Below are 18678 nucleotides of genomic sequence, written 5' to 3' on the forward strand. Positions count from 1 at the left end.
CGCCGGCGACATGAACTGACCACGCCGGCGTTTTTTCACCCCGCACGCTAAACGTTCCCAGCGCCGTCGTCCAACGCCTCGCGTACCTGCTGCAACGCCGCCGGATCTTCAATGGTCGGCAAATCGCCGGGCTCACGCCCCTCCGCGAGCGCCGCGATCGCGCGGCGCAGCAGCTTGCCGGAGCGCGTCTTCGGCAGCATCGACACCACCACCACGCGCGCCGGGCGCGCAATCGCACCGAGTTGACGGTCGACCGTCGCCGCGAGATCGGCTTCCAGCTTCGTGCGTTTTTTCGCGTCGGCGTAAGCGCCGGCGTCGCGCAGCACGACGAAGGCCATCGCGGCTTGTCCCTTGAGCGCATCCGTCACACCGACTACCGCCACTTCCGCAACGGCCGCATGGCTCGACAGCGCTTCTTCGATCTCGCGCGTGCCGAGCCGATGGCCCGCGACGTTGATCACGTCGTCGGTACGGCCGAGGATCGTCACGTAACCGTCTTCGTCCTGAATGCCCCAGTCGAAAGTCGAATAAAGCTGCTGGTTCGGAATGCTCGACCAGTACGTGCTGACAAAGCGCTTGTCATCGCCCCAAACCGTCGACATGCAGCCCGGCGGCAACGGATAAGCCAGCGTCAACACGCCTTTTTCTCCGGGCGGGCAGGGCTCGCCGGTCGACTCGTCGCGCAAGCTCAGATTGAAACCCGCCGACGGCACGCCCGGCGAACCGAGCCTGGTGGGCAGCGCTTCGACGCCGCGCGGAATCGCCAGCATCGGCCAGCCGGTTTCGGTCTGCCAGTAGTTGTCGATCACCGGTTTGCCGAGCGCATGGGTAATCCAGCTCGCGGTCGGTTCGTCGAGCGGTTCGCCGGCCAGAAACAGCGTGCGCAGGCTCGACAGATCCGCCTGCTTCAGCAGCGCCGGATCCTGCTTTTTCAGCACGCGCAACGCGGTCGGCGCGGTGAACATCAGGTTGATCTTGTGTTGCTCGACGAGGCGCCACCAGATGCCGCCGTCAGGACGGATCGGTGTGCCTTCGTACATCACGGTCGTCAGACCCGCGATCAGCGGTGCGTAAATAATGTAGCTATGGCCGACCACCCAGCCCACGTCCGACGCGGTAAACATCGTGTCGCCGGGCTTGCCCTGGAAGATGTGTTCCATCGACGCCGCCAGCGCCACAGCGTAACCGCCGACGTCGCGCTGCACGCCCTTCGGCTTGCCGGTCGTGCCCGACGTGTACAGCACATAGGAAGGCTCGTTCGATTCGAGCCATTCGCACGGCACATGGGCGTCATAGAACTGCTCGCGCAGCGGTTCGTAGCTGACCAGGTAGCTGGCGTTCAGCCGCTCCGGCGCGAGTTGCCGGTCGATCAGCAAGACGTGCGGCGTCTTGTGGGTGGCGCGCGCGAGCGCTTCGTCCATCAGCGGTGTGTAGTCGATCACTTTGCCGCCGCGCGCGCCGGCGTCGGCGGTGACGATCAGCACCGGTTTCGCGTCGTCTATACGGGCCGCGAGGTTCGGCGCCGCGAAGCCGCCGAACACCACCGAATGAATCGCGCCGAGCCGCGCGCAGGCGAGCATCGCGAACAGCGCCTCGGGGATCATCGGCAGATAGAGCAGCACCACGTCGCTGCGCTTCACGCCGAGCGAGCGCATCACCGCCGCCATCCGGTTGATTTCTGCGTGCAGCTCGGCATACGTGTAGCGCCGCTCGATACCGGTTTCCGTCGACACGTAGACCAGCGCATTCTGCTGCGCGCGCGAGGCCAGATGACGATCCACCGCGTTATGGCACAGGTTCGTGCGCCCGCCGCTGAACCAGCGCGCGAACGGCGGATTCGACCGGTCGAGCACCGTGTCGAACGGCGTCTCCCAATGAATCCGTTGCGCTTCGTCGCGCCAGAAGGCTTCGGGGTTCTCGATCGAACGGCGGTGGAAGTCGCGGTAGCTGGTCATCGACGGCAATCCTTCTGCTGCGTGAGTGAACCTGAGTGAACGGGAGATCGGAGCGGGCGGCCGGTTTAACCGGCGCGGGAGCAGGGCGGAGTCCCGCACAAGGATAGAACAGGCGCGACGTTGCGGACAACGCGGGTTGTCCATGAGCGACCGACCCACAAAAAAAGGCGCCGCAGCGCCTTTCTCTGAAACTCACTTTCGAGCTAACCGGTCACGCTTTCGCGCGCTTGCCTTCCACGTCCGGCAGAAACACCGTCAGCACGCCGATCAGCGGCAGGAACGAACAGACCTTGTAGACGTACGCGATGCTGGTGGCGTCCGCCAACTGCCCGAGCACCGCCGCGCCGACGCCGCCCATGCCGAACGCGAAGCCGAAGAACAGTCCCGCGACCATGCCTACCTTGCCGGGAATCAGCTCCTGCGCGTAGACGATGATGGCCGAGAACGCCGAGGCCAGCACCACGCCGATGATCACCGTCAGCACGCCGGTCCAGAACAGGTTCGCGTACGGCAGCAGGAGCGTGAACGGCGCGACACCGAGGATCGACACCCAGATCACGTACTTGCGGCCGATCCGGTCGCCGATCGGACCGCCGATCACGGTGCCCGCGGCCACTGCGGCGAGGAACACGAACAGATGAATCTGCGCGGCCTGCACCGGCAGATGGAACTTGTCGATCAGATAGAAGGTGAAGTAACTGTTGAGGCTGGCGAGGTAGAAGTACTTCGAGAACACCAGCAGCATCAACACGCTCATGGCGAACATGACCTTGTTACGCGACAGCGTGGCATGCGGCGCCGAGCTGCGCGCTTTCTTGATCGACGGATGCCGTTTGTACCAGCGGCCGATCTGCGTCAGCACGACGATCGCGACGAGCGCCGCCACCGAGAACCACGCAATGCTGCGCTGGCCGTGCGGAATCACGATCAGCGCAGCGAGCAGCGGCCCGAGCGACGACCCTGCATTACCGCCCACCTGGAACAGCGACTGCGCGAGACCGTGCCGTCCGCCCGACGCCATGCGCGCGACCCGCGACGACTCCGGGTGAAACACCGACGAGCCGCAGCCCACCAGCGCCGCCGCGACCAGCAGCACGCCGAAGCTCGGCGCGACCGACATCAGCAGCAGGCCCGCGAGCGTGAAGCCCATGCCGACCGGCAGCGAGTACGGCTTCGGATGCTTGTCGGTATAGATGCCGATAAACGGTTGCAGCAGCGACGCGGTGATCTGATAGGTCAGCGTGATCAGCCCGATCTGACCGAACGACAGCGCGAAGTTGTCTTTCAGCATCGGGTAGATCGCCAGGATCAACGACTGGATCATGTCGTTGAGCAGGTGCGAAAAGCTGATCGCGCCGAGCACGGAATACACCGTGCGCTGGACCTTGGCGGCAGGTTGCGCCGTGGCTGCGTTGGCAGCGGCGGTGCCGTTTCCGGTTCCGGACGACGCGCCGGCGAGGGCGCTTTTATCGAGGCTCGTTTCCATACGATAGATGAGAGAAAAGGAAGATGACGGGAAAGGATTCGACGCTACCGGCGCGCCTTGACGCTGGGCGGGGACTGCTGCGGCATTTCGACGCGGCTACCGGCGTAATCAGCTATTTGTCGCAGTTTAATGTGGCTTGAGCGAAATGTAAGGACAAGTTTTGTCGCGAATCGGACATGATTTGTCGATGCAGGCCACATCGCGACGCGTCGAAAGCGGGCGTCGCCTGCACCGTCACGGTGCTTGAGTGTGTGTATTGCCCTTACCACGGCTGGCTGGCGACTCGTCGGATAAATCCGGCCCGGCGATTTTTGGCCATGTATAAAACGGTCGCGGGCGCGAAGCTTACAAGGCGATGCGTCGAGGACCGGGCGAAACGCGGTCGGCATTTCGCGAGCGACGTTAAAGATCGCCGACGTTCTTGCCGTAGACCCGGAGAGATAGGCAGCAATGCCGGGACTGACCTTTCCGGCAGCTCTACATGTGGGGACGGGGAATATGAAAGCAGTGTCGCTGGGTAGCCAGACGGGTGTGGGTTTTGTTCCGGAGGAGGATTCGGCCGGCCAGTTGCCGCCGCGCGGCCAACGCGGCCGCTCGCGGGCCGTCAAGCTCAAGGGCTTGTCGGTGAAGGCGATGTTGCGTCTCGCTTTTGCGGTGCTGCTGATCGGCACGCTGGTGATCGGGGTGTTTTCGCTGACGCAGATCAGCCGTCTGAACGCTTCCGCGCAATCCATCTACGACCAGGGGCACGTCGCCAGCCGCGCGGCCGAAGAGGCGCGCGGCCACATGCTGCGCGCGAGCCGCGCGCAAAAAATGCTGCTGACCGCGACCACCGCGAAGGAACGCGACGACCTCGGCGGCGACATCGACAAGGGCTTGAGCGGCCTGGCCGCGCAGCTCGTCACGCTGCAGCAGTACGTGGACACGTCGGACGCCAAGGCGGTCGACCAGCAGAAGAAATTCGCCGCCGCCGTCACGCTCTGGAGCGGCCACCTGCGCGACTTCGTGACGCTCGTGAAAGCGCAGCCGCTGGATCTGTCGCAGATGAACTGGCAGGTCGGTACGCAGGACGTGTCGCTGCTGGTCGAAACCGACAAGCTCGAAAAGAAAGTCGACGAACTCGTCGTGCAGCGCGGCACCGCCGCGAAGGCGACCATCGACGCGTCGGGCTTCATCTACCACTCGTCGTTCGTGATGATCGCCGTGATGACGATCGGGCTGATCGTGCTGGCGTTCGGCATCAGCGAATGGGTGGTGCGGCGTCTGGCCGGGCAACTCGGCGGCGAGCCGGGGTATGCGAAGGAGATTGCCAGCCGGATCGCGGCGGGCGATCTGTCGAACGAGATCGCGCTGGGGCGCAAGGACAAGTCGAGCATGCTGTTCGCGCTGCACGACATGCAAAGCGGACTGGCGACGACGGTGGCCGACATTGCGTCGAGCGCGGATGCGATTGCGACGGCGTCGGGTGAAATCTCGATGGGCAATCTGGATCTGTCGCAGCGCACCGAGCAGCAGGCCATGGCGCTTGAGCGGACCGCGAGCAGCATGGAGCAGCTGACGTCCACGGTGCGGCAGAACGCCGATAACGCGAAGCAGGCGAGCACGCTGGCGCATAACGCGTCGGATATCGCGGAGAAGGGCGGCGCGGTGGTGAGTCGCGTGGTCGCGACGATGAATGAGATCAACGACAGTGCGCGCAGTATCGGCGACATTATCGGCGTGATCGAAGGGATCGCGTTTCAGACCAATATCCTGGCGTTGAATGCGGCGGTTGAGGCGGCGCGGGCTGGGGAGGAGGGGCGTGGGTTTTCGGTCGTCGCCGCCGAGGTGCGGAATCTGGCGCAGCGCAGTGCTGCCGCGGCCAAGGAGATTAAAGGGTTGATTAGTACCTCGGTCGAGCGGGTCGGGAATGGCTCGACTTTGGCTCAGGATGCCGGGCAGACCATGGATGAGGTCGTCAAGGCCGTTAAGCGGGTGACCGATATCATGGGCGAGATTTCCGCCGCGTCCTCCGAGCAGAGCGCTGGGATCGAAGAGATTAACCTCGCGGTTACGCAGATGGATTCCGGCACGCAGCAGAATGCGGCTCTTGTTGAACAGGCTACCGCGGCTGCGAGGTCTCTTGACGATCAGGCTCGGGGGTTGAAGGTGATGGTGGGGAAGTTCAGGTTGTGAGGGGGCCTGGTAGGGGGCCTGGTCGGCGCTTGGGGTGGGCTGCCCGTTGCTTTGGCCTTTCCTTGAATTCACGGTGGTCTATTAGCGTTCCCCCTGTGCGGGGGGCACTCACTTTCTTTGCCGCCGCAAAGAAAGTAAGCAAAGAAAGCGGGCTCACACCGCCAGCCCTTAAGCGGGGCCCCCGCGCAGTTGCGGTAGTGGCTCATCTGGAATCCGTGCTCCCGCACATTCCGCGCCGGTGACAAGGCCGTCATTCTTCCGGCGGCGCTGCGCGCGCCCTCGCGGTTATTGCGGCTGAGGCGCTCACGTACAATTCGGTCATTCCTCCGCTATCCATGCATCGCGCTTTTCTGCGATGCGAATTGCCATGACTTACGACGCCAATCAGGTTCTCGACTCCGCCCAGAAATACTTCGAGGCGGGACAACTCGACCATGCCGCGGATTTGCTGCACGGTGTGCTATCGAACCTGCCGGAGCACGGTGAGGCGTTGGAAGGGCTTGGCTATATCGCCGCGCGGCAAGGTGACCATCCCCGGGCGGCGGATTTTCTGGTGCGGGCTTCGCGGCAGTTGGCGATGTCCGTCGAGCGACTCAACGTGGCCGCCCAGATCTGTCAGCTCGCGCACCGTCATGCGGATGCGGTCGTGTTGTTCGAGCGTTGTCTGAGTCAGTTCCCGGATGACCCGTCCTCGTTGCACGGCAGCGCAATGTCGCTGATCAAGCTCGGTGAGCAACAGCGCGCGCTGGCTTTGCTTGAGCGGCTGTGCAAAAGCCAGCCGCTTTCGGCCGAAGCGCACTACAACCGCGGCTCGCTGCTCGGTGCCATCGAGCGTTACGACGACGAGATCGACGCGTACCGTCATGCAATCAGGCTCAAGCCGAATTTCGTGCAGGCGTATGTGAATCTCGGCGTCGCGTTGCGCGACGTGCAGCGCTTCGAAGAAGCCTTGCTGCAATTCAAAAAAGCGCTGTCGCTCGACTCGAACGATGTCGGCGCCCGCACCAATCGCGCACAGACGAATCTGCTGCGCGGCGAATTCGAACACGGCTGGCGCGAATACGAATGGCGCTGGCTGGAGGGTCCCGGCAATCACGGTTTTCCCGACAGCACGCTGTGGAAAGGCACGCAACCGCTGAACGGCAAGACGGTGCTGGTTCATAACGAACAGGGTTACGGCGACACGCTGCAATTCGTTCGCTTCGTCGATCGACTTAGTGCCAGGGGCGCCCGCGTCGTCCTGCGCGTGCAGGACGTGCTCCTGCCCCTTCTCCACGACTATGCCGGCGCCGATCAGGTGATCGGCGAGTCCGCGGTATTGCCGCCCTTCGACTATCACGTGCCGACCATGAGTCTGCCGTTCATGCTCAAGCTTCGCGAAGCCGATCTCGCGATGGCCGCGCCGTACCTGCATGCGGACGCGGCCCTTGCCGCCGACTGGGACGACCTGTTCGCCGGTCCGATCCGCCGGCCACGGATTGGCGTGGTCTGGTCGGGCAGCCGCACGCATAAAAACGACCGGAATCGTTCGATATCGCTGGAGCAAATCCAGCCTTTGTTTGAAGCCGACGCCGATTTCATCGCGTTGCAAAACGACATCCGCGAGACCGATTGCGCGTGCTTCGCGCAGCTCGTACAGCGGGGCGTACTGCGCGACGTCTCAGCGCGACTAACGACATTCGCGGCGACCGCCGCCCTGATAGAGCGCCTTGATCTGGTGATTAGTGTCGACACGGCGGTAGCGCATCTGGCCGGCGCCCTTGGCAAGCCGGCATGGATAGCATTGCCTTACACGCCCGACTGGCGCTGGCAACTAAACCGAAGCGACAGCCCATGGTATCCCGGCACCCGACTGTTCCGACAGGCAAAGCGCAACGATTGGAGCGACGCGATCGCATCGCTTCGAGAGGAACTCACCAAACGGACTTTCCCGCCCCACTAGGCACGACCCACGACCCACGAGCCCCACCGCAACCGTCCACGGGGGCGCGCGCAGCGCCGCCGGAAGAATGACTGCTGTGTCACTAACGGGGAGTGCGCGAGAGCACGGATTCCAGATGAGCCACTACCTTGACTGCGCGGGGGAGCCGCTTAAGAATTAGCGGTGTGAGCGGCTTTCTCTTGCCTACTTCTCTTTGCCGCGGCAAAGAGAAGTAGGTGCCGCCCCGCACAGGGGCAACGCTAATAGACCACCGCGAACACAAGGAGAGGCCAACCCAGCAAAGAGCCCACCCAACCCCGCCCCGCATAAAACCAAAAAGATCACCTAGGCGTAACAACAACAGTACAAGTAATCCCAGCAGCCAGAACGACGCCCTCAGGAATTGAATCAATACTGACCCGAACAGGCACACGCTGCGCCAACCGCACCCAATTAAAAGTCGGATTCACATCAGCAAGCAGTTCCCGGCTTTCGGGATTATCGTGATCATAGATACCCCGAGAGATGCTCTCGACATGCCCCTGCAGGGTACCCCCACTCATCAGCCGCACCTCGGCCTTATCGCCGACCCTGACATGAGGAAGCTTGGTCTCCTCAAAGTACCCATAAACCCAGAACGAGTGACTATCGACGATAGCGAGCTTGGCCGCCCCAGCAGTCGCATAATCCCCGCGATAAACATTCAGATTCGTGACATACCCATCGACAGGCGAAACCACGCGAGTCCGCGCAAGATTCAACCTGGCAGCATCGAGCGCAGCCAAAGCCTGTTGATAAGAGGCCTCGGCAGCAGAAGCCGTATGCGTAGCATTCTCGCGACTCTCCTTGGACACGACCAAGGCATCCATATCCGCCCGCCGCTGCGCATCGTCGCGCTTCATCTGCAACTCGGCCTTGCGAGCCGCGACCGCAGCCTGGGCCTGCTCCACCGCGATCTCATAGTGCGAGGGATCGATCTGCATCAACAGATCGCCTTTCTTCACCAGTTGGTTATCCTTCACAGGCAGATCGACAACAGCGCCGGAAACATCCGGCGCAACATTGACAATCTCCGCGCGCACGCGCCCATCACGCGTCCAGGGTTCATCCATGTAATGAACCCACAACACGCGCCCAATCAAAATCGCGACGATAAAAATAACGGCGGTCGCGACGAAGCCCACAAGATTTCGGATGGTCATGATTCGACTCTGATCAACGATAAACGGCGAGACCCAGCACGCCGCACACACACACGAGCAAGCTGGCCCGGAACAAGGACGGATGCCACACCACGCGATACACGCCCGTATAGGCGATCACGCGGTCCAGCACCCAGGTAAGCGCGGCGCCCGCGATAAACAGCAGCACGATGGCCGGCACGTAGGCGTCGAAGACGGCGATATCACGTGGCATGACGAATTCCTTTCTCTGACGCACCATTGGCGGTTGCGCGTCCGCTCATCAACGGTTCGAGCGGCGATTGCGGATCGAGCAGTGCGGTACGGATGAAATGCAATTGACTCAGAATGCGTTGCAGTTGATGACGCTCCTCGCGCGGCGGCGTGAACGTGGCGAGCATCTGCTGAAGCGCGGCGATCGCGTCGGCGGTCGCGGCAAGCGCGCGGTCGAAGCGGTCTTCGCGCGGACGCTCGAACAGCGCGGTCAGTGCATCGCGCATCGCCCGTAACGTGACGCGCCACGGCATCGTCTTCGCATAACGCGCGTCGGCGGGCAGCGTTGCCACTTCGCGGCGTAGATCGATCATCGCGTTGCCCACTTCGAGCACCGCGAACAGCCAGCGCAACGTGTCGCGCTTGAGTTCGGGTTCGTTCTGCGCAAGCGCGTTGATCTGGAACATCAGATCGCGCGCGCCGCTCTCGAAGCGCGACCGCACCCGCCGCATGCCCGCACGGCTCGCGAGCGACACCTGACGGCGCAGGTCCACCAGCAGGCGGTTGCGCAGCCACGGCGTCGACGGCGGCAGCAGCACCGCGAACGCAATCGAGACCACCAGCATGGACAGCACCAGCGCGATCGCGTCGTTGATCGTGCCGCTCGGGTCGTAATGGATCACGTTGTCCGGGCCGGCCAGAAAGCAGAAGAAGATGCAGTAGCCGACGCCGTATCCGGCCAGCGCCGGACGCGTCGTCATGAACACGCCGAACAGCAGGAACGGCGTAAGCGCCGCGCACAGCAGCGGAAAACCGTCGATGTGCGGATACACGCCGTACACCGCGATCATCCCCATGACGGAGGCGAGCAGCGTGCCGCCGGCCATCTGGAACGCGGTGCGCTTCGGATTCGGCGACGCCGAGGCGAGCGCGCAGACGGCGGCGGCATTCAGCGTCAAGGTCGAACCGCTCGGCCACGCGGTCGCGATCCAGAACGCGCCGAGCGCCATCATCACGAGCGCGGCCCGCACGCCTGCGACGCCCGCTGCGATCGCATTGGTCTTAGGCTCGTAACGTTCGATCCAGCGCTCGCGCTCGTGCGTGTCGACGGCGAGCGACGCATACGTGGCCGCGTACGCATGCAGATCGTCGATAAAGCGGTACAGCAGTTCGGCGCCGGTGTCGAAGTCGAGCAACGGCGCGTCGGGGTGCGCTTCCAGTTCGCAGCGCGTCGCGCGTACGCGCTTGGGCAACTCGGCCTTGTAGGCGTCGAGCTGTGCGGCGGCGTGGGCGGCATCGGCGGCGCTCAGCACGGGTTCGCCGGATTTCGCGAGCAGCGGGGCGATTTCCTTGAAGTACGGTTCGAGTGCGTCGATCGCAATCGCCGCACCGTGCGTGTCGGTGTCGCGCAGCCGGTTCATCAGTTGATGCAGCGCGTGGAAGCGCGTCGATGCGGTCATGAACTCGCTGTTCAGCCGCGCGAGACGGCCGCCGCGCATCCGCGAATCGGGCCCTTCGAACACGGCCACGCTGCGCGCCGCCTCGAATCCGACGATATCGGCGACGAAGCGCGCGTTGGTCGCTTCGATCTGCGCGCGGTCGTTACGCCCCGCGAGCGACGCGGACACATACTCGACGAACGACGAAAAGCGCGCCCGCACGGTGCCGCGCATCTGCAAGCCGGCGAACTGCGGAAACACCAGGCCGCTGACGGCGCCCGCGCAGACGATCCCGAGCACCACTTCGGCGACCCGCGTGAGCGCGCTGAGAAACGCGCCGTCCGGATGCTGCGAAGCGGGAATGCCGATCAGCGCGGCGGTGTAGCCGGCCAGCACGAAGCCGTACGACTTGAAGTTGCGGTTGCGCGCGGCGCCGGCGGTGCAGATGCCGACCCAGATCGCGGTGGCGGCGATGAACAGTTCGGGTTGCTGCGCGAACAGGCCGATCAGCGCCAGCATCACGACGAGGCCGACGAGGGTGCCGCAGATCCGGTAAAAGCTCTTCGCGAACACCATGCCGCTTTGCGGCTGCATCACGATGAACACCGTGGTCATCGCGGTACGCGGCTGCGGCAGGTCGAGTTTCATCGCGATGCCGAGCGCGAGGAAACAGGCGGCGAGCGCCTTGAACAGATAGATCCACGTGAGGCCGTCGTTGCGCGCCCAGTCGGCGGCGGCCGCGTAGAGCGTGGCAAGCGACGTGGGGCGCGAGGTCGTGGACGCAGAGGCTGACATGGCCGGTTTCCTCATTCGACCACGGGCGCGGCGGCGGGCGCTCGCGTTGCGGTGACTGCCGCGCTGACGCCTGCGTTGCCTGCGCTTCCGCCGCGGCTGGCGGGCGCAGCGGTGTTGCCCGGGTGGCTCGCCGGACCGCTTTGCGTGGACACGGCCGCGGGTTTCGCGCTGCTCGCCGCAGGATCGCCCGCCACGCTGCCGTTACCGCTGCGGCCCTTGCCATGCGCCGGCAGCGTCTCATTCGCCTGCGGACCATTAGCCGGCTCGTCGAGCCCGCCGCCCAGCGCGGTGACCAGCGACGCATGCGCGCCCAGCCGCTCGGCCTGAATCTTCGCCACGCCTTCCTGCGCGCGCAGCAACTGGTTCTGCGCGACCAGCACGTTCAGATAGTCGGTCAGGCCGCGCCGGTAGCCTTCGCGCGACAGATCGTAGTTCTTGCGGGCGGCCGCGACCGAGCGGTCGGCGTCGCCCGCCTGCGTGGCGAGCGAGCGGATCCGGATCACCTGATCGGACACGTCCTTCAACGCGCCGACGATCGACTGGTTATAGCGGTCCACCGCCTCGTCGTAACCTGCCGACGCCGCGCCGAGTTGCGAGCGCAGGCGGCCGCCGTCGAGAATCGGCAACGACAGCGCCGGCCCGGCACTCCAGCTATGCGACGGGTTCTTCAGGAACTGGAACAGCGGCCCCATCGCGGCATAACCGCCGATCGACGCGAGCAGGTTGATGTCCGGATAAAAATCGGCCTTGGCGACGTCGATGCCGCGCGCCTGCGCCGCGACGGTCCAGCGCGCCGCGACCACGTCCGGGCGATGGCCGATCAGGTCGGCGGGCAAGCTGCTGGGCAGGCTGGCCGGCGCGGTGTCCAGCGACAGCGTCGGACGCTGGATCGCATCGCCCGCGCCCGGACCTTTGCCGGCCAGCGCGGCCAACTGGTTGCGGCCGAGCGCGATCTGCTCGTCGAGCGCGTCGATCTGGCGGTCGTATTCCGGCAGCGGCGTTTCGGCCTGGCTCACGTCGAGTTGCGTGCCGATGCCACCCTTCAGCCGGCGGTTGGCGAGATCGACGATCTGCTGCTGTTGCTTCAGGGTCGCCTGGGCGATGTCGAGCAGCGCGTAGTTCATCGACAGCTGAATGTACGTACGCACCACGTTGCCTTCCAGTTCGAGCTGGGCGGCGCGGGCATCCGCGGCGCTGGCGTGGGCGGCGTCGAGCGCGCGTTCGGCGGCGTTCCTGTCCTTGCCCCAGATGTCGAGGTGATACGACAGGCCTAGCGTGCCGGTGTTGTTCCACGATTGCTCGCCGGCGAGCGGGCCGGGGCCGTAGTACACGTTGTCGGCCCACTTCTGACGCTGCACCGACAGGCTGCCGTTGACCTGCGGCGACAGCGCCGAGCGCGCGACGCCGGCCATCGACATGGCCTCGCGCACGCGCGCCTGGGCGGCCGCGAGACTCGGATTGCCGGCCTGCGCCGCGGCGATCCACTCGTTCAGTTGCGGATCGTTATAGGCGCGCCACCAGTCGGCGGCGGGCCACTGGGCGTCCACATCGGCGGCGCGGATCGCGTTGCCCACGTCGAGCGACGAGGGCGCCACGCTGTCCGCTTGCGGAGCGATGCCTCCGGTACTTGCACAGCCGGCGATTGTTAATAGGATCGTAAGAACCGCGGCTGCGGTGATCCCTTTTTGTACCGGAGACTGCACGATTCCTCCAAAATTGACTATAGAAGCTTGTGCGTCATTATATTTTTTGATTGATTGGGGAATAACCTGTAAAGATGCAAGGCATTTTTACGGAATCTGAGACAATCGCCTTTGCGAATCATGTAACAATCGCTTCCGATAAAAGAGGAAGGTTATGGATACGCTTCAAAACATGCGCGTATTTGTCCGGGTGGTCGAAGCGGGCAGCTTTACAGGCGCCGCGCAGCACCTGAATACGACGACGGCCTACGCGTCGCGCGCGGTGTCCGATCTGGAAGCGCATCTGCGCACGCGTCTGCTGAACCGCACCACGCGGCGCATTGCGCTGACCGAGGCAGGGGAGCGTTACCTGCAACGCTGCGAGCAGATCCTCGCCTACGTGGATCAGGCGGAAGCCGAGGCAGGCGACGCGCACGCGCGGCCGGCCGGCAAACTGAAGGTGCATGCCATGACGAGCTTCGGGCAGCACTATGTGGTGCCCGCCGTCGGCCTGTATCAGGAGCGCTATCCGGACGTGCAAATCGAGTTGACGCTGGCGCAGCGCATGCCCGATCTGCTCGACGAAGGCTTCGACGTCTCGTTGACGCTCGCCACGACCGGCTTGCCGGATTCGGGGCTGGTGTCGCAACGGCTGGGCGGTGCGTTCAGCATTGCGTGTGCGTCGCCGGCTTATCTGGAGCGGCACGGCGTGCCGCAGACGCCCGCCGACCTCGCTCAGCACACCTGCCTGCAAATGGTGACGCCGGTGTTTCCGACTGACAAATGGACCTTCGACGGTCCGAACGGCGAGGAAACGGTCGCGCTGGGCTCGTCCCGGTTTCAGGTGAACGTGGCCGAAGCCATGGCGGTCGCGGTGAGCCGGGGCATGGGAATCGGGCTGATTCCGATCTACTCGGCGATCAGCGGGTTGCGCAGCGGTAATCTCGTCTGGCTATTGCCCGAATACACGTCGCAGGAAATGAGTCTGTATGCGCTGTATCCGTCGCGCCAGTATCTGGACGCGAAAATCCGCACGTGGGTCGAATTTCTGCGCGATGAGCTGCCGGCTACGCTGGCGGCGGATCAGGAAGAGTTGCGGCAGTTTGCTCGAGCGTGAACGCGTGTTACAGAGCTGCCGCGCCGCAACATTTCCTTACTTCTACCGCGCGGTCGTTTTGCTAACGTGTCGTTCATGCGCTGCCGCTTCAGCCGGACGCGTTCAATTTCGCTGCTGTTCGGTAAATCGCACTAATCGAAGGACGAGGGATTCATGGATACGCATCTGATGATCGGCGTGGCCGTCATGTTTGGACTGATCGGGATCGCCGCATCGCGTGATCTGCTGCGCCGTCTGCGGGAGCAGCAGCCGCAACTGGCGCCGATCAAGGTCGAGCGTGCGGATTTGCGGACGCAACGGCACGATCGGTGACATTCGCGGGCGGGTTCTTCTGGACTATGCCCGCGCATCGGGTCTTGCAGCTTTTCAGTCCAGCGCTTCGATCAAACCCGGCTCGTCGTTGAGCGTGCGATCCACGTCGTGACTCACGCGATGCCAGCGGAATCGCCCGGCGGCCAGGCCGCCCGCGCGCGCCAACTGTTCCAGTTCCTCGGCAGGCAGCTCGGGGTCCAGCCAGCGGCGCGCCGCGTCCGGCCCGAACACCAGCGGGCGGCGGTCGTACAGGTCGACCAGACCGGCGTCGGCATTCGCTGTCACGATGACCAGACCCATCCCCTCCGTTTGCGGCTCCGTGCCGCGTACGCTCGATAGCGCCGCCAGATACATCGGCGCGGCGCTTTTCAGACGCACAAAATAAGGTTGGCGCGAGGCGTGGTGCGGTGTCGCGTCGGATGATGCGGCGGTCTGCGCTACGTCGGGCTCACCGTCGACGCCTTCCGTCGAGGAGGCGGCTGCTCTGCGCCACTCGAACCAGCCGTCCGCCGGCACCAGAACCCGGCCGGTTTTCCACAATTCCTCGAAATAGCGTGCGGTTGGCGCGGTGTCGGCGCGCGCGTTGATGGTCTGCGGCAAATGCTGCTCGCGCGCCCAATCCGGGCAATAACCCCAGTGAACCGGGCGCAGCGTCTGATCGGCAAAAATCGCCAGCGGATGCGTGCCCGGTGCAAGGTTATAGCCGGGGCGACGGTCGGAGGCATCGAACAGCATCAGCGGATCGGCGAGACCCAGATGCTGTGTGTAAAGGCGCGGATCGCGGTACTGGCTGATTCGACCACACATGAGCGACCTCCGGAGACGACCGGCGTGACGGACTAGATCTCGACAACCTTATCCCACCTGAACGCCGGATTTTCCCACTGCCCGGTGCGCCGGTCGAGGTAGCCGCGCGGATTGCAGACCACGCGCGTGCCGTTCACCGTGTAGTCGAACGGCGTATGCGTGTGGCCATGAATCCACAGCGCGACGGGCGCGCGCACCAGTTCCGGCAAATGACTGACGAAGCCCGCCGACACGCGATCTTCGGCATACCGCTCGGCCAGGCTCTGCCGATGCGGCGCGTGATGCGTGACGACGATCGTCTTGCCGTCGAACGGTTTGGCCAGCTCGCGTTCGAGCCAACCGCGCGCCTGCTGGTGCAGGGCGAGCGAGTCACCGGGCGTGAAGTTGCGCGAGGCGTCATGCATGTCGTGCGGCCAGTTCATCTGGATCGGGCCGTGAAAATCGAGCATGGTGCGGCGCGACGCATCGATCGATTCGGCCAGCGTGGCGGCGTCCGCGCCATACAGCGCGAAGTCGGTCCATAAGGTCGTGCCGAGCACGCGCCATTGACCTCGCGGATCGACCAGCGCGGCGTTGTTCAGCACATGCACGTTGTCGACCTGCGCGGCCGCGTCGTATAGCGCGGCGTCGAGCGCGCCGAATTCGCCGTCGTAGTACTCGTGATTGCCGGGCACGTAGATCACCGGCACGGTGCCGTCGAACGTCTGCGCGGCCCAGCGCGGACCGGCCGCGTGATTGTGGATGTCGCCCGCCAGCACGATCAGGTCGGCCTGAGCATGCGGTATCAGCTCGGGTTCGTCGTTCTCCAGATGCAGATCGGACAGCACTCGAATCTTCACGGCGGCGACTCCTGCAAACGGCGCCGCCGGGGAGGGCGGCGGCCTGAGACGTTAGCGTAGCACCTTGCCCGGGTTCATCAGATTCAGCGGATCGAGCGCGTGTTTGACGGCGCGCATCAACTGCACTTCGACGTCCTGCTTGTAGTGCATTGCCTCGTCGATCTTCAACTGGCCGAGCCCGTGCTCCGCGCTGATGCTGCCGCGGTGCCGGTGCACGCTGTCGTAGACGATCTGGTTGATCGGGCTCTGGTACTGCTTGAGAAACACCTTCGCATCGACGCCCTCGGGGGCCTGCACGTTGTAGTGCAGATTGCCGTCGCCGAGATGGCCGAAGGTCACCATGCGCACGCCAGGCACCGCCTGCGCGATCGCCGCATCGGTTTCCTCGATGAAATGGCCGATGCGCGAGATCGGTACCGCGATGTCGTGCTTGATGTTCAACCCTTCCTCGGCCTGGGCGAGCGGAATATGTTCGCGCAGGTTCCAGAACGCCCGCGATTGCGCGAGGTTTTCCGCGACCACGGCGTCTTGCACCAGGCCTTCTTCGAGCGCGGTTTCCATCAGACGCTCGAACAGCGCGCGTGCGTGTTCTTCACTTTCGCTGTCCGACAGTTCCAGCAGCACGACTTGCGCGTGCGTCTCCGCGAATGGATAGCGCATCTGCTCGAAATGCCGGCCAACCAGCCGCAGGCAGAAATCCGACATCAGTTCGAAGCCGGTCAGCAGCGGCCCGGCGATACGTTGCGTGAGCGACAGGAAATCGAGCGCCGCATGCGGCGACGCGAGCGCGGCAAGCGCCGTGACCCGCGCGGCCGGCCGTGGATGCAACTTGAGCACGGCGGCGGTGATGATGCCGAGCGTGCCTTCGGCGCCGATGAACAGATCGCGCAGATCGTAGCCGGTGTTGTCCTTGCGCAGTCCGCGCAGGCCGTCCCACAGTTCGCCTTGCGGCGTGACCACTTCGAGGCCGAGGCACAGCTCGCGCGTGTTGCCGTAGCGCAGCACGCCGGTGCCGCCCGCGTTGGTGGCGAGATTGCCGCCGATCGTGCAACTGCCTTCGGCCGCTAGGCTCAGGGGAAACAGACGGCCGGCTTCGTCGGCATGCTTCTGCACCTCGGCGAGGATCACGCCGGCCTCGACGGTGATGGTGTTGTTGTGCGGATCGATGTCGCGGATCCGATTCAGTCGCCGCAGGCTGATGACCGCCTGCGCGCCGCTCGCGTCCGGCGTGGCGCCGCCGGCGAGGCCGGTGTTGCCGCCCTGCGGCACCAGCGCGATGCGATATTCGACGGCGAGTTTGACGAGCGCGGCGGCTTCGCTCGCGGTGGCCGGGCAGAGCACCGCGCAGGCCGCGCCGGTGTAGCGACGGCGCCAGTCGGTGAGGTACGGGGCGGTGTCGTGCGCGTCGGTCAGGACATGGGTGGCGCCGATGGCGTCACGGCAGGCGGTGAGGAAAGCGGTTTGGGTCATGTTGGTCGGTCAGCGGGTTCGGGGCGCACAGGAGGTGGCGGGCGTTTCGTCAGGCGTGGGTGTTTGCCTGTTTTTTAGCCCGTTTCGCCGCACGTTTGAACGGCGCGACGTAGGTCAGTGCGCAGACAAAAAACACCACGGCGAGTGCGACTTCGAGCCAGCCCAGCCGTGCGCTCAAACCACGGTCGCTCCAGCCGCGCACAATGCCTTCGGCAAAGTAAAGCAGGATCAGCATCGACGCCCACTGCAGCGTGTAAAGCCGGCCCCGCCAGACGCCCGGCAACGCCAGCAGCAACGGCACCGCCTTCAACACCATCGCCGAGCCGCCGGGGCGCAGCGGCGCGAGCCACCATTCCCATGCGACGGATAGCGCAATCAGCGCGATCAAGGCCGCCGTGGCGCCGTGGGCGGCAACGGTTTTTTGCGGCACGGGTGGCGCGGCGGCCGCGGAGGGGGCAGAGGATGCGGAGGCCGCTGGCACGGACGCGCCGCTCGCCGGCGCTACGTTCGACGCGCCGGCTTGCTGGGCATCGGGCTCGTTCATCACGGCCGTTCGCCCAGCGAGGCCGCCGTGCGCGCGACGCGTGCGCCGAGTGCGATGGCGAGGGTTTTCTCGTCGGCGGAGATGCCTTGTTCCGCCGTGCCCGCGCGCGCGAAATGCGACGCGCCGTAAGGCGTGCCGCCGGTCTGCGTGGTGGACAGCACGCTCTCCGTATACGGAATGCCGACGATCAGCATGCCGTGATGCAGCAGCGGCAGCATCATGGACAGCAGCGTGGATTCCTGACCGCCGTGCAGGCTACCCGTGGACGTGAACACACAGGCCGGTTTGCCCGACAACGCACCCGCGAGCCACTGCGGCGTGGTGCCGTCGAGAAAGTATTTGAGCGCGGCGGCCATGTTGCCGAACCGGGTGGGCGAACCGAGTGCCAGACCGGCGCATTCTTCGAGGTCGCGTAATTCGACGTAGGGTGGACCTTCGGCGGGAATATCCGGCTGCGTGGCTTCGCAGACCGTGGAAACCGCCGGCACCGTGCGCACGCGCGCCTGCATGCCGGGAACGCTGTCGACGCCGTGCGCGATCGCCAGCGCGAGCTCGCGCGTGGCGCCGTGGCGGCTGTAATAGAGCACGAGAATGTCTTTCATAGGCCTCATCGGTGAACGGGTATTATAGGGGCTGGGTCCGCTGCAGAGGCCACTCATGGCCGTTCGGCCAGGTGCCGGGAACGGTCCGCTCAGGTGCTGATCCCGTCCTGCCCCGGTCCCGAAGCACGATCCTGAAACAC

At 64.7% G+C, this 18678-nt stretch carries 15 protein-coding genes; 4 read left to right on the forward strand and 11 right to left on the reverse strand.

Features of this window, described 5'->3' with window-relative positions; all coding sequences use genetic code 11:
• Positions 1-47: 47 nt before the first annotated feature.
• Both B0G83_RS06630 and B0G83_RS06635 read right to left on the reverse strand, forming a co-directional pair.
• Positions 48-1955 carry a propionate--CoA ligase gene (locus B0G83_RS06630; RefSeq protein ID WP_105506673.1) on the reverse strand — a complete coding sequence of 636 codons (1908 nt, stop codon included), beginning with the start codon at positions 1953-1955 and terminating at the stop codon, positions 48-50.
• Positions 1956-2166: 211 nt separating this feature from the next.
• Positions 2167-3441 carry an MFS transporter gene (locus B0G83_RS06635; RefSeq protein ID WP_105506674.1) on the reverse strand — a complete coding sequence of 425 codons (1275 nt, stop codon included), beginning with the start codon at positions 3439-3441 and terminating at the stop codon, positions 2167-2169.
• A 498-nt stretch (positions 3442-3939) separates the two neighbouring features.
• On the opposite strand from B0G83_RS06635, the gene B0G83_RS06640 reads away from it, so the two are divergent.
• Entirely contained in the window at positions 3940-5616 is a 1677-nt protein-coding gene (locus B0G83_RS06640) for a methyl-accepting chemotaxis protein (protein ID WP_105506675.1), read from the forward strand.
• A gap of 367 nt (positions 5617-5983) precedes the next feature.
• Positions 5984-7558 carry a tetratricopeptide repeat protein gene (locus B0G83_RS06650; protein WP_105506676.1) on the forward strand — a complete coding sequence of 525 codons (1575 nt, stop codon included), beginning with the start codon at positions 5984-5986 and terminating at the stop codon, positions 7556-7558.
• Between the two features lie 320 nt (positions 7559-7878).
• On the opposite strand, the gene B0G83_RS06655 is transcribed toward B0G83_RS06650, so the two are convergent.
• The 4 genes from B0G83_RS06655 to B0G83_RS06670 are packed head-to-tail and all read right to left on the reverse strand — an operon-like array spanning position 7879 to position 12868.
• Positions 7879-8739 (reverse strand): HlyD family secretion protein, encoded by an 861-nt coding sequence (locus B0G83_RS06655; protein ID WP_105506677.1) that lies wholly within the window; start codon positions 8737-8739, stop codon positions 7879-7881.
• 13 nt (positions 8740-8752) lie between these two features.
• Positions 8753-8953 (reverse strand): DUF1656 domain-containing protein, encoded by a 201-nt coding sequence (locus B0G83_RS06660; protein WP_012433767.1) that lies wholly within the window; start codon positions 8951-8953, stop codon positions 8753-8755.
• Positions 8943-11165: an FUSC family protein gene (locus tag B0G83_RS06665; protein ID WP_105506678.1), complete on the reverse strand. Its 2223-nt coding sequence runs from the start codon at positions 11163-11165 to the stop codon at positions 8943-8945. The genes B0G83_RS06660 and B0G83_RS06665 overlap by 11 nt, the downstream gene beginning before the upstream one ends.
• A gap of 11 nt (positions 11166-11176) precedes the next feature.
• Positions 11177-12868 carry an efflux transporter outer membrane subunit gene (locus tag B0G83_RS06670; protein ID WP_105506679.1) on the reverse strand — a complete coding sequence of 564 codons (1692 nt, stop codon included), beginning with the start codon at positions 12866-12868 and terminating at the stop codon, positions 11177-11179.
• Positions 12869-13022: 154 nt separating this feature from the next.
• Between B0G83_RS06670 and B0G83_RS06675 the strand changes: the two genes are divergently transcribed.
• Together B0G83_RS06675 and B0G83_RS38485 are read left to right on the forward strand one after the other, a co-directional pair.
• On the forward strand, positions 13023-13964 hold the full coding sequence (locus tag B0G83_RS06675) for a LysR family transcriptional regulator (protein ID WP_105506680.1): 942 nt from the start codon (positions 13023-13025) through the stop codon (positions 13962-13964).
• A gap of 153 nt (positions 13965-14117) precedes the next feature.
• Positions 14118-14276 (forward strand): hypothetical protein, encoded by a 159-nt coding sequence (locus tag B0G83_RS38485; protein ID WP_181156735.1) that lies wholly within the window; start codon positions 14118-14120, stop codon positions 14274-14276.
• Between the two features lie 54 nt (positions 14277-14330).
• Here the strand turns inward: B0G83_RS38485 and B0G83_RS06680 are convergent, their stop codons facing one another.
• The 5 genes from B0G83_RS06680 to wrbA are packed head-to-tail and all read right to left on the reverse strand — an operon-like array spanning position 14331 to position 18538.
• Positions 14331-15083 (reverse strand): SOS response-associated peptidase, encoded by a 753-nt coding sequence (locus tag B0G83_RS06680; protein ID WP_105506681.1) that lies wholly within the window; start codon positions 15081-15083, stop codon positions 14331-14333.
• A 32-nt stretch (positions 15084-15115) separates the two neighbouring features.
• Entirely contained in the window at positions 15116-15922 is an 807-nt protein-coding gene (locus tag B0G83_RS06685; protein ID WP_105506682.1) for a metallophosphoesterase, read from the reverse strand.
• A gap of 51 nt (positions 15923-15973) precedes the next feature.
• Complete coding sequence (locus B0G83_RS06690; RefSeq protein ID WP_105506683.1) at positions 15974-17392, reverse strand: FAD-binding oxidoreductase; 1419 nt, start codon at positions 17390-17392, stop codon at positions 15974-15976.
• A 49-nt stretch (positions 17393-17441) separates the two neighbouring features.
• Positions 17442-17936, reverse strand: a complete 495-nt coding sequence (locus tag B0G83_RS06695; protein WP_105506684.1) for a DUF2069 domain-containing protein — start codon at positions 17934-17936, stop codon at positions 17442-17444.
• The gene (gene wrbA, locus B0G83_RS06700; protein ID WP_105506685.1) at positions 17936-18538 is read right to left on the reverse strand and encodes an NAD(P)H:quinone oxidoreductase; all 603 of its coding nucleotides are present in this window, start codon (positions 18536-18538) and stop codon (positions 17936-17938) included. Before wrbA ends, B0G83_RS06695 begins: the two co-directional genes overlap by 1 nt.
• Positions 18539-18678 lie beyond the last annotated feature (140 nt).

This window comes from Paraburkholderia sp. BL21I4N1 (assembly GCF_002973525.1).
Lineage (GTDB): Bacteria > Pseudomonadota > Gammaproteobacteria > Burkholderiales > Burkholderiaceae > Paraburkholderia.